General features: G+C 69.7%; 12 protein-coding genes and 1 other RNA gene. 8 read left to right on the top strand and 5 right to left on the bottom strand.

All coding sequences use genetic code 11. The annotated features are described in order from the left end of the window. The first annotated feature begins 12 nt into the window (after positions 1-12). Positions 13-156 (top strand): hypothetical protein, encoded by a 144-nt coding sequence (locus tag AB4Z09_RS09610; protein ID WP_174911145.1) that lies wholly within the window; start codon positions 13-15, stop codon positions 154-156. A 116-nt stretch (positions 157-272) separates the two neighbouring features. Continuing rightward, complete coding sequence (locus AB4Z09_RS09605) at positions 273-1658, top strand: dicarboxylate/amino acid:cation symporter (protein WP_174911143.1); 1386 nt, start codon at positions 273-275, stop codon at positions 1656-1658. Positions 1659-1795: 137 nt separating this feature from the next. Here the strand turns inward: AB4Z09_RS09605 and AB4Z09_RS09600 are convergent, their stop codons facing one another. After that, positions 1796-2323, bottom strand: a complete 528-nt coding sequence (locus tag AB4Z09_RS09600) for a DUF1697 domain-containing protein (RefSeq protein WP_114719213.1) — start codon at positions 2321-2323, stop codon at positions 1796-1798. A gap of 77 nt (positions 2324-2400) precedes the next feature. Between AB4Z09_RS09600 and rnpB the strand changes: the two genes are divergently transcribed. The 3 genes from rnpB (at position 2401) to AB4Z09_RS09585 (ending at position 4792) form a co-directional block, all read left to right on the top strand. Next, positions 2401-2841: RNase P RNA component class A (gene rnpB / locus AB4Z09_RS09595), an RNA gene on the top strand. 341 nt (positions 2842-3182) lie between these two features. Continuing rightward, positions 3183-3368: a hypothetical protein gene (locus AB4Z09_RS09590; RefSeq protein ID WP_114719214.1), complete on the top strand. Its 186-nt coding sequence runs from the start codon at positions 3183-3185 to the stop codon at positions 3366-3368. A 23-nt stretch (positions 3369-3391) separates the two neighbouring features. After that, on the top strand, positions 3392-4792 hold the full coding sequence (locus AB4Z09_RS09585) for an RNB domain-containing ribonuclease (RefSeq protein WP_114719215.1): 1401 nt from the start codon (positions 3392-3394) through the stop codon (positions 4790-4792). A 1-nt stretch (position 4793) separates the two neighbouring features. On the opposite strand, the gene AB4Z09_RS09580 is transcribed toward AB4Z09_RS09585, so the two are convergent. From AB4Z09_RS09580 to panB, 4 genes are all read right to left on the bottom strand, one after another. Beyond that, positions 4794-5693, bottom strand: a complete 900-nt coding sequence (locus tag AB4Z09_RS09580; protein ID WP_174911141.1) for a CHAD domain-containing protein — start codon at positions 5691-5693, stop codon at positions 4794-4796. Positions 5694-5740: 47 nt separating this feature from the next. Then, positions 5741-6706: a prolyl aminopeptidase gene (pip, locus tag AB4Z09_RS09575; RefSeq protein ID WP_174914812.1), complete on the bottom strand. Its 966-nt coding sequence runs from the start codon at positions 6704-6706 to the stop codon at positions 5741-5743. Next, positions 6703-7173, bottom strand: coding sequence for a hypothetical protein (locus tag AB4Z09_RS09570; RefSeq protein WP_114719218.1), 471 nt, complete (start codon positions 7171-7173; stop codon positions 6703-6705). The genes pip and AB4Z09_RS09570 overlap by 4 nt, the downstream gene beginning before the upstream one ends. 127 nt (positions 7174-7300) lie before the next feature. Beyond that, positions 7301-8149: a 3-methyl-2-oxobutanoate hydroxymethyltransferase gene (panB, locus tag AB4Z09_RS09565; RefSeq protein WP_442239634.1), complete on the bottom strand. Its 849-nt coding sequence runs from the start codon at positions 8147-8149 to the stop codon at positions 7301-7303. A 217-nt stretch (positions 8150-8366) separates the two neighbouring features. Here panB and AB4Z09_RS09560 point away from each other — a divergent pair, with 217 nt between their 5' ends. The 3 genes from AB4Z09_RS09560 (at position 8367) to AB4Z09_RS09550 (ending at position 14469) form a co-directional block, all read left to right on the top strand. Further along, complete coding sequence (locus tag AB4Z09_RS09560; protein WP_174911138.1) at positions 8367-9944, top strand: alpha/beta hydrolase; 1578 nt, start codon at positions 8367-8369, stop codon at positions 9942-9944. A 67-nt stretch (positions 9945-10011) separates the two neighbouring features. Next, entirely contained in the window at positions 10012-11352 is a 1341-nt protein-coding gene (locus AB4Z09_RS09555) for a glutamine synthetase family protein (protein ID WP_114719221.1), read from the top strand. A gap of 102 nt (positions 11353-11454) precedes the next feature. Next, positions 11455-14469, top strand: coding sequence for a bifunctional [glutamine synthetase] adenylyltransferase/[glutamine synthetase]-adenylyl-L-tyrosine phosphorylase (locus AB4Z09_RS09550; RefSeq protein ID WP_442239633.1), 3015 nt, complete (start codon positions 11455-11457; stop codon positions 14467-14469). Positions 14470-14473: the final 4 nt, after the last annotated feature.

Raw genomic sequence — 14473 nt, 5'->3', positions numbered from 1 at the left:
ATCGTGGTCCCATTGTCCGCCGATTCGCTCGCCGGTGCCGCCCGGTTGGAATCGATGCCCGGTATGGGCGTACCCTTCCTCGTTGTGAACGCCCTGCTGACCTGTCGCCGCTACGTCGACAACTGTCTGCAGGCGAGCGCGGTCTGTCACGCCTGACACCCGGTAGACATCTCGAGTCCCGGGACGGCTCCTCCCTCTGAGCCCTCCGTGCGTCCCCTTCGGTCGCGCGCGTCGTCGTGCGCCGTCTCCACATCTCCACCCGAAAGGCCCTCATGTCGGCCCCCACCCTCGACGCGCCCCGGCGCGCCCTGCCCAAGTGGGCAACCTCGTTCGGCCCGCAGATCGTCGCCGGCCTGATCCTCGGCGTCGTCATCGGTCTGATCGCCCGGTCCATGCCCGATGCCGCCGACGGCAACGAGAACTGGCTGGTCGGAACCGTCAAGACCATCGGTTCCAGCTACGTCGCCCTCCTCACCGTCGCGGTGATACCGCTGATCTTCACCGCGATCGTCAGCTCCATCGCGAATCTGCGGAACGTCGCGAACGCGGCCCGCCTCGCGGTCCAGACGCTGCTGTGGTTCGCAATCACCGCGTTCATCGCGGTGCTGATCGGTATCGCCGTCGGCCTGGTCATGCAGCCCGGCGCGAACACCACGGTCGACGCGACGACGGCCTCCGAGCCGAAGAGTTCCGGATCGTGGTGGGCGTTCCTCACCGGTCTGGTGCCGCAGAACTTCCTCGGCCTCGGCGCCCGGACCACCGTCACCGGTGACGCCGCCTCCGGCTTCTCGGCGACCACGTCGCTGAGCTTCAACGTCCTGCAGTTGCTCGTCGTCGCGATCGCGATCGGCATCGCCGCCCTGAAGGTGGGGGAGAAGGCCGAGCCGTTCCTGAACTTCAACGCCGCGCTGCTGGCGATCGTGCAGAAGGTGCTGTGGTGGATCATCCGCCTCGCGCCGATCGGCACCGCCGCCCTCATCGGCAAGGCCGTCGCCACCTACGGTTGGGACGCGATCGGTCAGCTCGGCGTGTTCACCCTCGCCGTGTACATCGGACTGGCGATCGTCTTCTTCGTCGTCTACCCGATTCTGATTCGGGTGCACGGGCTTTCGGTGAAGAACTTCTTCACGGGAGTGTGGCCGGCCACGCAACTCGGGTTCGTCTCACGCTCCTCGATCGGCACACTGCCGCTCACCGAGCGGGTCACCGAACGCAATCTCGGTGTGCCGCGCGAGTACGCGTCGTTCGCGGTGCCGCTCGGCGCGACCACCAAGATGGACGGCTGCGCCGCGGTGTACCCGGCGATCGCGGCGATCTTCGTCGCCCAGTTCTACGGTATCGACCTGAGCCTGACCGACTACCTGCTCATCATCGTGGTGTCGGTGATCGGTTCGACGGCCACCGCCGGCACCACCGGTGCGACCGTCATGCTCACGCTGACGCTGTCCACGCTCGGTCTGCCGCTGGCCGGTGTCGGCCTGCTGCTCGCGGTCGAACCGATCGTCGACATGGGGCGCACCGCGCTCAACGTGACCGGTCAGGCGCTGGTGCCGACCATCGTCGCCAAGCGCGAGAAGATCCTGGACGAGACGCTGTACAACGCGCCGCGCCAGGGCGATCCGTTCGCGGACGAGTCGCTGGAGCCGGCCCGGAGCTGACGGCCACGGCGCCTACCGCACCGCCCACAGCGCGGTGACGGGCGCCGAGGATCGTCAGTGGGATGGTGACCGGCCCGAGCTCGAACGAACCGAGCTCGGGCCGGCGGCTGTTGCCCGTGAGAACCGGGGGCCCGCGGTTACTTCAGGAGCTTCACCAGGGTCCGCAGATTGCGAGTGGTGGTGACCGCCTTGAGTTTCGGCTTGCCGGTGTTCTTACCGAAACTGCTCTTCAGTGTCATCCCGCGCTCGACCTCCCAGTACAGGACGCCGTCGCCGCCCCGGATCCGCTCGATGTCCGGATCGAGGTCGGTATGTGCGTCGAGAAGACCCGCGAGGACCGTCGGCTCCGCAGTGAACATCACGTACGGATGCCAGCCGTCGTGCGCGGGGTCGAACGGGTAGGACGCAACGATTCGGGCCAATGTCTCGGTGCTGAGCACGAACACCCACGCCTCGTAGCCGAATGCGGCGCGCAACGCGGCCTCGATGTCCGACTTCAGCGCCGGGATGTCCGTCGAGTCGCTGGAGAACAGGACGTTCCCGGAGGCCAGCACGGTCTTGACGTCGTCGAAGCCCAACTCGGTGAACACCCGGCTCAGATCGGCCATCTTGATGTTGATTCCACCGACGTTGATGCCTCGCAGCAGTGACACGTATCGGGTCATGTTCCGGACCCTAGCCCGGCACTCCGACACCGCCGGTTCGGACACGGCGCGGCGACCCAGTAGGCTTACCGTGCGGACGAGTTGGCCGGGCGGCCGCGGCGACGGGAACCGACATCCTCGAGATGTCAGGCCCGATGCCGAGGAAAGTCCGGACTCCACAGAGCAGGGCGGTTGCTAACGGCAACCCGAGGTGACTCGCGGGACAGTGCCACAGAAAACAGACCGCCGATGCGGCTGTGTCCTTGTGACACAGCGGTCGGTGAGGGTGAAAAGGTGCGGTAAGAGCGCACCAGCGCCCCAGGTGACTGGGGCGGCTAGGTAAACCCCGCCCGGAGCAAGGTTGAAGGCCGCACCGGTGTCCTCCGGGACATGGTGCGGCTGCGCAGGTGTTCGAGGGCTGCTCGCCCGAGCCTGCGGGTGAACCGCTCGAGGTACCCGGCAACGGTGTGCCCAGATGGATGGTCGCCACCCGGCGCTCGCGTCGGGGACAGGATCCGGCTTACACGCCAACTCGTCCGCCCGAATCACACACGAGAAAGGCCCCCGGCGCTGCCGGGGGCCTTTCTCGTTGTCTGCGGGTACTACGCCTGGATGCCGCTGAGCGGGTTGATCATCAGCAGCTTGGCCCAGTATTCGGCGCCGGTCTTGCCGAGAACGGGGAGAAGCGTATCGAAGAGGATGTAGGACATGCGGGGCTCCGATCTTTGACGCAGCGCGTCGATGGTTCGGTGACGCGGTGCGTCGACGAGAAAGCGCGGTACGCGCAGAGATTAGCAGCCTGAGCGGCGATGTCACAGACCTATGCCCCTTCCCTCGCGTTGCGATGGTGACGACGCCGCGTCCGAGGCACACTGAGGACATGAGCGACGACGACCAGCAGTGGTATTTCAGCCCCTCCGACGGCTCGGTCACCCAGGGCAAGGCGAGCAACGTCTTCGACCGGATGGGACCGTATCCCGACCGGGAGAGCGCCGAACGCGCGTTGCAGATCGCGGCCGAACGCAACAAGGCGGCCGACGACGCCGACGCCGAGTGGAACGACTGAACGGTAGCCCGCGGCCGGTCGGGATGGCCCGGGTCATCGCGCGCGGCGTCGATTTCGACGCGGTGCGAGCCGAATTCGCGCTCCGGGAAGGATTCTCGGAGGCCGTGCTCGCGGAGGTGGCCGCCGCCGTGGACGCGCGCGCCGGGGAGCGGGAGGACCGGACCGATCTCGCGTTCGTGACGATCGACCCGCCGGGGTCCATGGATCTCGACCAGGCGCTGCACCTCGAGCGCAACGGCGACGGCTTCGTGCTGCACTACGCGATCGCCGATGTGGCCGCGGTGGTGCTGCCGGGTGGTGCACTGGACCGCGAGACGCGTGACCGCGGCCAGACCTTCTATCTCCCCGACGGTTCGGTGCCGCTGCATCCGCGGGATCTGTCGGAGGACGCGGCGAGCCTGCTGCCCGACGTCGTGCGCCCCGCGGTGCTGTGGCGGATGGACCTGGACGAGCACGCCGAGCCGGTCCGGGTGGCCGTCACCCGTGCGTTGGTGCGGTCGGTCGCCCGCTTCGACTACGCCACCGTGCAGGCGCATTCCGCGTCCGGGACCCTGCATCCGTCGATCGCGGCACTGCCCGCGTTCGGCAGGCTGCGGGCGGTCGCGGCGACCGAGCGTGGCGCGATCGAACTGCGACTGCCCGAACAGCGAGTGGTGCGCCACGGCAACGGCTGGCGGGTCGAGATGGAGCCGCGCACCGAGGCCGACGACTGGAATGCCGAGGTGTCGTTGTTGACCGGGATGTGCGCGGCGCGGCTGATGCTCGACGCGGGTGTCGGGCTGCTGCGGACGATGCCGCCGCCCGCGACGCGCGCGGTGGAGTCGCTGCGGCGCACCGCAAGTGCGCTCGGCGTCGCCTGGGCGGACGGCACCCGGGTGGGTGAGGTGCTCGCCGGGCTCGATCCGAACGCGGCGGCGTCACTGGTGATGATGACGGAGGCGACCTCCCTGATGCGGGGCGCCGACTACGTGGCCTTCGACGGTGAGCTTCCCGCGGTGGTGGCCCATTCCGGGATCGGCGGACCCTACGCGCACGTCACCGCGCCGCTGCGTCGTCTGTCGGACCGGTTCACGACAGAGGTGTGCCTCGCGGTGTCGGCGGGGGAGCCCGTACCCGAATGGGTGCGGGAGGCGTTGCCCACCCTGCCCGCGCTGATGAGGGCGTCGGACTCCCGTGCGGGCAAGATCGACCGGGCGTGCGTGGACCTCACCGAGGCGACCCTGTTGGCCGGCCGGGTCGGCGAGGTGTTCGACGCGACCGTGCTGCGCGCGGCGGGGGACAAGAGGGGTGCGGAGGTGTTCGTGCCGGCGGTGTCGGTCATTGCGAAGTGCGCGGGCGACCCGGCCGAGGGCGACGAGGTGAAGGTGCGCCTGGTGGGCGCCGACGTCGCGGGGCGCTCGGTCCAGTTCGCGTTCCCCGCCTAGGTCACGTTCGGAGGTCGAGCGTGCGGTGCGCCTTCTTGATGGCCTTGACGAGCCGTGGAAGTTCGCTCGTGGTCCGGGCCGCACGTGCTTCCTCGGCGGCGTACAGCAGTCCGTAGGTGAAGGTGTCCTCGTCGTCGATGCGCGCCTGCGCGACGGCGTCGATGATCCAGTCTCGCGCGAGGACGCCGTCCTGGTGGTCGCCGAGCATCGACTGCAGGGCCTTGGCCGCCGACCCGAGATCCGCGGCCGACGGCTCCGCTGCCGAGACCGCCTCGGCGGCATAGCGCAGCTTCTTGGCGCGCTTGCGGACCCGGTGCAGGGCGGGCCCGAGATCCGCGCCGTCCTCGTGCCGCAGCGCGCGAACCTTCTTCGCGGCCTTGCGGAGCTGTCGGTACGCCTTGTCGAGGCCGCTGCGCAGCGTCAGATCCACCGGCGCCGCCTCGCGCCCGGAGGTGACCTCCTCGAGCAGCGCGCACAGCGCCGCGTAGCGCGGCCGGGCGAACTCGTCGACCGCGTCCGCGTGAGCGGCCCGGTACAGATCCTCCTGTGTCCCGACCAGTCGCTGGTGGACGGAGCCGACCACCAGATCGGCGGGCTGGGCGTCGATCAGTTCGCAGAACCGGGCCGCGAGCACCTCTGCGTCGCGGGCCTTGCCGAGAACCGATCCGAGCCACCGTAGTTCGGAGCGGGCGGTGACCGTCGCGTCCGGGGGAAAGGCGTCACGGTAGGTGCCCAGCAGACTGCGCAGGCGGCGCGCGGAAACCCGCATCTGGTGCACGGAGTCGTCGGCGTCGTCCCGCACGTCGGCGGCGAGCGAGACCAACCGCTCGTAGTGGCCCCGTGCCGCGGGGACGATCACGTCGGTGACGGTACTGCCGGATCCCTGCTTCCGTCCTGCCACAGTTCAGGTCTACCAGTGCACACAGGTCCAGTCGAGGACCGAAACCGTCAGCCGCGGAAGCGGTCCGTCGCCTCCACCAGGTGGTGGGTGATCCCGGGCTCGGCGGCCGCGTGCCCGGCGTCGTCGACGATGTGGAGTTCCGACGCCGGCCACGCCCGGTGCAGTTCCCACGCGCTCGTCGCGGGGCACACCACGTCGTAGCGGCCCTGGACGATCACCCCGGGTATCGATGCCAGGACCCCGGCGTCGCGGAGCAACTGTGCTTCCTCGATGAAGCCCGCGTTGCGGAAGTAGTGGTTCTCGATCCTCGCGAACGCCAACGCGAACCGCGGCTCGGACGTCTCGGCGACCCGTTCGGGCTTGGGCAGCAACGAGCTGGTCGCGCCCTCCCAGCTCGACCATGCGATGGCCGCACGCAGCGCCGTGTCCGGGTCGTCGGCGTGCAGCAGCCGGTGGTAGGCCTCCACCAGATCGCCGGTGCGCTCGGCGACCGGCACCGGCGCCAGGAACTCCGCCCACCGCTCCGGGAACATGTGCCCGGCCCCGCCGTTGTAGTACCAGTCGATCTCGCTGCGCCGCAGCAGGAAGATGCCGCGCAACACCAGCTCGGTGACGCGCTGCGGGAACCGCTGGGCGTAGGCGAGTGCGAGTGTCGAACCCCAGGATCCGCCGAACACCTGCCAGCGCTCGACGCCGAGATGCCCACGCAACAACTCGATGTCGGCGAGGAGGTGGTCGGTGGTGTTCACCGTCAGGTCCGCCCCCTCGGCGACGTGCGGAGTGGAGCGGCCGCAGCCCCGCTGATCGAACAGCACGATGCGATAGGCGTCGGGATCGAAGAACCGTCGGTGTGCCGGGTCGGTGCCCCCGCCGGGTCCGCCGTGGAGGAACACCACCGGTTTGCCGTCCGGGTTCCCGCTGACCTCCCAGTACACGTGCTGGTCGTCGCCGGCAGCCAGGAAACCGGTTTCGTGCGGGACGATCTCGGGGTACAGGGTGCGCACCTCGATCAGAATCCGATCAACCCGGCCGCGAGAGTGGGCAGTTCGAGCGCATAGAGCGCCCCGTCCCGCACCTGCGGGCACTGCGCGGTGGTGATCGCGTCGATCCGATCGCGGTCACCCGCGAGCTCGATCAGGTTCATCCCGTTGGAGGTGGCCCAGGTGACGACGACCGTGTTGAGCCCACCCTTCCCGATGGTCGGGGTGTAGGTGCGCCAGCTCTGCAACTGCTCGTCGATGTCCGAGCACAGCTGTGCCGCCTGCTCCGCCGTCACGCCGGCGACGGCACCGCCGCCCGCGCCGGAGTTCCCGGAGTTCCCGGTGGTCGCCGGCGGCGTCTTCGAGGGCGAGGTCGACTCCGCGGTGTGCGCGCTCTGTTCCGGCGTCGGGGACTCGGTGCTGCTGCACCCGCCGATCAGCGCGGCCACTGCAGCGGTCGCGGCGACGGTGGCGGCGAGACGTCCGCGGCGTTCGAGCATGGTGCACCTGAGCTTTCTGTCGGGGCCGGCTCACGGTGAGCCCGGAATGTCGAGTGTGCCAAAGATCGGGGACCCCGTCCGATTTCTCGACCGGGGTCCCCGATCTCGGAACCGAAACGCGGTGACGTCAGAAGCTGTGTTCGGGGCCGGGGAACGTGCCGGCACCGACCTCGGCCGCGTACGCCGCGGCCGCGTCGCGCAGGGCGCCGCCGACCTCGCCGAAGCGCTTGACGAACTTGGCGGTCTTCCCACTGGTGAAGCCCGCCATGTCCTGCCACACGAGCACCTGGGCGTCGCACTCGTGACCTGCGCCGATGCCGACGGTCGGGATCGTGAGCTTGCGGGTGACCTGACCGGCGAGCTCGGMGGGCACCATCTCCATCACGACGGAGAAGGCGCCGGCCTCCTGCACCGCGATGGCGTCGGCGATGAGCTGCTCGGCGCCGTCCCCGCGACCCTGTACACGGAAGCCGCCGAGGCTGTTGACGGACTGCGGGGTGAAGCCGATGTGCGCCTGGACCGGGATCCCGGCCGCGGTGAGCGCCGCGATCTGCGGGGCCACCCGCTCGCCGCCCTCGAGCTTGACGGCGTGCGCCTGGCCTTCCTTCATGAAGCGGAAGGCGGTCTCGAGTGCCTGCTGCGGTGAGGCCTCGTACGTGCCGAACGGGAGGTCGGCGATGACGAGGGCGTGCGGCGCGCCGCGGACGACACCGCGCACGAGCGGGAGCATCTCGTCGATCGTGACGGGAACGGTGGTGTCGTAGCCGTACACGACGTTGGCGGCCGAGTCGCCGACGAGCAGGACGGGGATGCCGGCCTCCTCGAAGAGGCGAGCACTGGAGTAGTCGTACGCGGTCAGCTCGGCCCAGCGGGTGCCCTCGGACTTCATCGCCTGCAGGTGATGGATCCGGGTCTTGCGCTTGGGGGCGTCGGAAGAAGTCGAGCTTGTTGAGCCGTACGGAGCGGTCTCGGACATCGTTGTCCCTTTCTGGCCTCGAGGCCCGCCTCTGCGGGTCCCCGGGTTGGGTGATGACGCCTTCAGTCTGCCACCGCGACCGAGGCCCACGAAGTGCGCTTCCAGTGCAGTTCGTCACATCGGCGGGCGTGCCGTGGGCACGCGCGCAGCGCCGCCGGAATGGGCCTCGGATGCTGTGTTTCCTGGGCGTTCGACGGGGCATGGCACGATCGGAGGTATGCGGACCGGACGTCGAACACTGCTCGTCGCCACGATCGCGGCGGTGACCGTGCTGGCCGTCGGATGCACCACCGAACCGTCGTCCGGGACCGTCTCCGGCACCCCGGTGGCGGCCGAGGCGGGTGAGGCGGGAGCGGGGACCGTTCCACCGGGTCTCGAAGCGTTCTACACGCAGCAGATCCGGTGGGGCTCGTGCGACGGCTTCGCTACCGACGGCGGCGAGCTGAGCCCGACCCTCGAGTGCGCGAAGGTCACCGTGCCCCTCGACTACGACAACCCGGGCGGGGATACCGCGCAGATCGCGATCTCGCGGTCGGCCGCGACGGGCGCGCGCGTGGGCTCGCTGCTGGTCAATCCGGGTGGTCCGGGGGCGTCGGGGCTGAGCACGGCGTCGGTCGCGGACGGCACCGACGTGGCCGAGCGTTTCGATGTCATCGGGTTCGATCCGCGGGGCGTCGGTGCGTCCACTCCGCAGGTCCGGTGCCAGACCCCGCAGGAAACCGACGCCGAGCGGCGCGAGCCGAATGTCGACATGAGTCCGGCGGGCATCGCGCGGACCGAGGACAAGAACCGCACCTACGCGGCGCGCTGTGCCGAACGGTCCGGTGTGCCGCTGCTGGCGCACGTCGGGACCCGCGAGGTGGTCCGCGACATGGACGTCATCCGCTCGGTGCTCGGTGATCCGCAGCTGAACTATCTCGGCTTCTCGTACGGCACCCGGATCGGCACGGCGTACGCCGAGACCTTCCCCGGCAACGTGCGCGCGATGGTGCTCGACGGGGCGCTCGACCCCGAGCAGGATCCGGTCGAGGAAGTGGTGTTGCAGGGCGCGGGCTTCCAGCAGGCGTTCGACGGTTTCGCCGTCGACTGCGCGCGGTCGGCGGACTGCCCGCTGGGATCCGACCCCAGCCGGGTCGACGCCCGGTTCCGGGCGCTGGTCGACCCGCTGGTGGACCGCCCTGCTGCGACGACGGATCCACGAGGGCTGAGCTACGGCGACGCGATCACCGGCGTGCAGCAGGCGCTGTACTCACCGAGCCTGTGGCGGCCGTTGCGCGCCGGGCTGAAGGAACTCTCCGCGGGGCGCGGCGACGAGCTGCTGCTGCTCGCCGACATGTACGAGGGTCGCCTGGACGACGGCAGCTACTCGAACCTCGAGGACGCCTTCAACGCGGTCCGTTGCGTCGACGATCCGCCGGTGACCGACCGCGCGATCGAGGGGGAGGCGGACACGCGGTACCGGCAGGCGGCGCCGTTCCTCGACGACGGTCGCGGCACCGGCAACGCCCCGCTCGATGCGTGCGCGTTCTGGCCGGTGCCGAACACCGGCGCGCCGCACACGATCGATGCGGCGGCACTCCAGGGCCTGCCGACGGTGGTCGTGGTCTCGACCACCGAGGACCCGGCGACGCCCTACCAGGCGGGGGTGAATCTGGCGAAGCAGCTCGGCGGTGCGCTGATCACGTACCGCGGGACCCAGCACACCGCGGTGTTCGACGGCGTCGCCTGCGTCGACGATCCGGTCTCCGCGTACTTCGTCGATCGCACCGTTCCCGATCCGGACCTGACGTGTTGAGCTGGCCGGACGAGACCGATTTCACGATGTAACACAGATTTAACGCGGTTTGCTTAGTCTCGCGGACATGGATCGCCAAAAGGAGTTCGTGCTTCGCACCCTCGAAGAGCGCGATATTCGGTTCGTGCGGTTGTGGTTCACCGACGTGCTCGGGTACCTCAAATCGGTGGCGATCGCCCCCGCGGAGCTGGAGGGTGCCTTCGAGGAAGGCATCGGATTCGACGGCTCGGCGATCGAGGGCTTCTCCCGCGTCTCGGAGGCCGACACCGTCGCCAAGCCGGACGCGTCGACGTTCCAGATCCTGCCATGGGCGCACAAGGACGGCGCTCAGCACTCGGCACGCATGTTCTGCGACATCGCGATGCCCGACGGCACGCCGTCCTGGGCCGACCCGCGGCACGTGCTGCGGCGTCAGCTGAGCAAGGCCAGCGACCTCGGCTTCTCGTGCTACGTGCACCCCGAGATCGAGTTCTTCCTGTTGGAGAACGGGCCGATCGACGGCACCCCGCCGGTACCGGCCGACAGCGGCGGCTACTTCGACCAGGCCGTGCACGATCGCGCGCCGAACTTCCGGCGCCACGCGATCGACGCGCTCGAGTCGATGGGCATCTCGGTGGAGTTCAGCCACCACGAGGCCGCACCCGGCCAGCAGGAGATCGACCTGCGCTACGCCGACGCGCTGTCGATGGCCGACAACGTGATGACGTTCCGCTACGTCGTCAAGGAGGTCGCGATCGACGAGGGCGTCCGGGCGTCGTTCATGCCCAAGCCGTTCGGCGATCAGGCCGGCTCGGCGATGCACACGCACATGAGCCTGTTCGAGGGCGACACCAACGCGTTCCACAACCCGGACGATCCGATGCAGTTGTCGGCGACCGGTAAGGCGTTCATCGCCGGCATCCTCGAGCACGCCAACGAGATCAGTGCCGTCACCAACCAGTGGGTCAACTCCTACAAGCGTCTGGTGCACGGCGGCGAGGCGCCCACCGCGGCCACGTGGGGGCCGTCGAACCGGTCCGCGCTGATCCGTGTCCCGATGTACACGCCCAACAAGGCGTCCTCGCGTCGCGTCGAGATCCGCAGCCCCGACTCCGCGTGCAACCCCTACCTGGCGTTCGCGGTGCTGCTCGCGGCCGGTCTGCGGGGCATCGAGAAGGGCTACGAACTGCCCGCCGAGGCCGAGGACGACGTGTGGTCGCTGACCAACGCCGAGCGACGGGCGATGGGCTACAAGTCGCTGCCGGGGAGCCTCCAGGAAGCACTGCTCGAGATGGAGAAGTCCGAACTCGTGGCGGAGGCGCTGGGCGAGCACGTCTTCGACTTCTTCCTCCGCAACAAGCGCCGGGAGTGGGAGGACTACCGCAGCCAGGTGACGCCGTTCGAATTGAAGGCGTACCTGGGCCTGTAGAACGGCCCACCCGAACCGTACGATCCCCGAAGAGGTGACACGCGTGCCCTGTCCGGTCAGTCCACGTTCCGATCGTGACGACGTCTGGGTCGGGGTGATCCGGTGAAGCCTCCGTACGCCCGTTCGGCGGTGCCCGGTGCGGGTCGGCTGGGCCTGGTCGAGCCGACCGCTCCGGAAGAGCTGAAGGTGCTGGGCTGGTCCAACCTCGACGGGGTGGAGTTGCTGTGGTCGCTGTCGCGGGCCGCGAACGCGGACCTGGCGTTGCGGACGCTGGTACGGCTGCAGGAGAGCCTGGGTGACGGTTGGGCCGAGCTCGACGCGGCGCTGCGCACCGACAAGGGTCTGCGCGGGAGGCTTCTGGGGCTGATCGGCGCGTCCAGTGCGTTCGGCGATCACCTCGTCGCGCACCCGATGTCGTGGAAGCTGCTCGCCGGTGACATGACGCTGCCGTCGAAGGACGAGCTGACCCGGCGCCTGCTGGCGTGTGTCGGCGCGGTGCCCGAGACCGGCCCCAACGCGTCCTCGATGTTCTATCGCGCTGCCGTCACCGGGCCGGAAGCGGTTGCGGCCCTGCGGGATTGTTACCGCGACCAGATGATGGTCCTGGCCGCGGCCGACCTGGCCGCGACGGTGGAGAACGAGCCGGTGGTCCCGTATCAGACTGTGGGACATCAGCTCTCGGACATGGCGGACGCGGCACTGACGGCCGCGCTGTCGGTGGCCGTGGCCGCGGTGTGCCCGGACGAGCCGTGTCCCGTCCGGATCGCGGTGATCGCGATGGGCAAGTGCGGTGCGCGCGAACTGAACTACGTCAGCGACGTCGACGTCGTGTTCGTGGCGGAGCCGTCCAACGCGGTGTCGAGCCGCATCGCCGGCGAGATGATGCGCATCGGATCGTCGGCCTTCTTCGAGGTGGACGCGGCGCTGCGGCCGGAGGGCAAGCGTGGCGAGCTGGTCCGCACGCTCGACTCGCACATCGCCTACTACAAGCGGTGGGCCAAGACGTGGGAGTTCCAGGCGCTGCTCAAGGCCCGGCCCATGACCGGCGACCTCGACCTGGGCCGGCAGTACACCGACGCGCTGGGCCCCATGGTGTGGACGGCGGCCGAGCGTGAGGACTTCGTGCCCGAGGTGCAGGCGATGCGCCGCCGGGTGGAGGAATCGGTGCCGCCGGAGTTGCGCGAGCGGGAGCTCAAGCTGGGCCGTGGCAGCCTCCGCGACGTCGAGTTCGCCGTCCAGCTCCTGCAACTCGTGCACGGCCGCGCCGACGCGTCGCTACGGGTCAAGAGCACCGTCGACGCCCTGACCGCGCTCGCGGCCGGCGGCTACGTCGGACGCGACGACGCCGCGAACCTGACCGCCTCGTACGAGTTCCTGCGACTGCTCGAGCACCGGCTGCAGTTGCAGAAGCTCAAGCGCACGCACACCCTTCCGCCGCCGGAGGACGAGGAGGCGCTGCGCTGGCTCGCCCGCGCCGCGCACATGCGGCCGGACGGCCGCAACGACGCGCTCGGCGTGCTGAACGCCGAGATCAAGCGCAACTCGCACCGGGTGCGGCGGCTGCACGCCAAGCTGTTCTACCGGCCGCTGCTCGAGTCGGTCGCCCGGATCGACAAGGAGGCCCTGCGGCTGAGCCCCGACGCCGCGGTGCGACAGCTGTCGGCCCTCGGCTACTCGGCGCCGGAGAACGCGCTCGGTCACCTCACCGCACTCACCGGCGGAGCCTCCCGCAAGGGGCGCATCCAGGCGCTGCTGTTGCCGACTCTGCTCGAATGGCTCAGCGACACYCCGGATCCCGATGCGGGCCTGTTGGCCTACCGGCGCCTGTCCGACGCGCTCGTGGACGCGACGTGGTTCCTGCGTCTGCTGCGCGACGAGGCGTCGGTGGCCCAGCGACTGATGACGGTGCTCGGCTCGTCCGCCTACATCCCGGACCTGCTGATCAAGGCGCCCGACGTGATCCGGCTGTTCGCGGACGGTCCCTCCGGTCCGCGCCTGCTCGACCCCCGACCCGAGGACGTCGCGCGGGGCATCCTGTCGTCGTCCTCGCGGTACGTCGACCCCGCCCGCGCGGTCGGGGCGGCGCGATCGCTGCGCCGCTACGAACTGGCGCGGATCGCGAGCGCCGACRTCCTCGGCATGCTCGACGTCCCGCAGGTGTGTCGGGCGTTGTCGTCGGTGTGGGCGGCGGTGCTCAATGCCTCTCTCGCCGCCGTCATCCGGTCGAGCGAGGCCGAGACCGGTGCGCCCGCGCCCGCGAAGTTCGCCGTGATCGGCATGGGTCGGCTCGGCGGCGGAGAGCTCGGCTACGGCTCGGACGCCGATGTGCTGTTCGTGTGCGAGCCCCGCGAGGGAGTCGACGAGACCCGGGCGGTCAAGTGGGCCAACATCGTCGGTGACCGCGTCCGGACCCTGCTCGGCGCGCCCAGCACCGATCCGCCGCTCGAGGTGGACATCGGACTGCGGCCGGAGGGGCGCAGCGGACCGCTGGTGCGGACCCTGACGTCGTACGAGGCGTACTACGCGCAGTGGGCCCAGGCGTGGGAGGTCCAGGCGCTGCTGCGGGCCCACGCCGTCGCGGGTGACGCCGATCTGGGTCTGCGATTCCTGCACATGATCGACAAGACCCGCTACCCGGAGGGCGGCGTCTCCGAGCAAGCGGTGCGCGAGATCCGTCGGATCAAGGCCCGCGTCGACTCCGAGCGACTTCCACGCGGTGCCGACCCGGCCACGCACACCAAGCTCGGCCGCGGCGGTCTCGCCGACATCGAATGGACGGTGCAGCTGATCCAGTTGCGGCACGCCCACGAGATCCCGTCACTGCACAACACGTCGACCCTCGAGACGCTCGATGCGATCGGCGGGGCGGAGCTGTTGAGCGAGACCGACATCGAGCTGCTGCGCGATGCGTGGCTCACCGCGACCAAGGCGCGCAACGCGCTGGTGCTGGTGCGCGGCAAGCCGACCGACCAGCTCCCCGGGCCGGGCAAGATCCTCGCGGCGGTCGCGCAGGTCGCCGGCTGGCCGGGCGGCGACGCGAACGAGTTCCTCGACAACTACCTCCGCGTCACCCGCCGGGCAAAGGCCGTGGTGCAGCGCGTGTTCGGAGGCGAGTAGTGGC

It is taken from the genome of Rhodococcus sp. TAF43 (assembly GCF_052113525.1).
GTDB lineage: Bacteria > Actinomycetota > Actinomycetes > Mycobacteriales > Mycobacteriaceae > Prescottella.
This window is presented reverse-complemented; position numbering and strand designations above follow the sequence as displayed.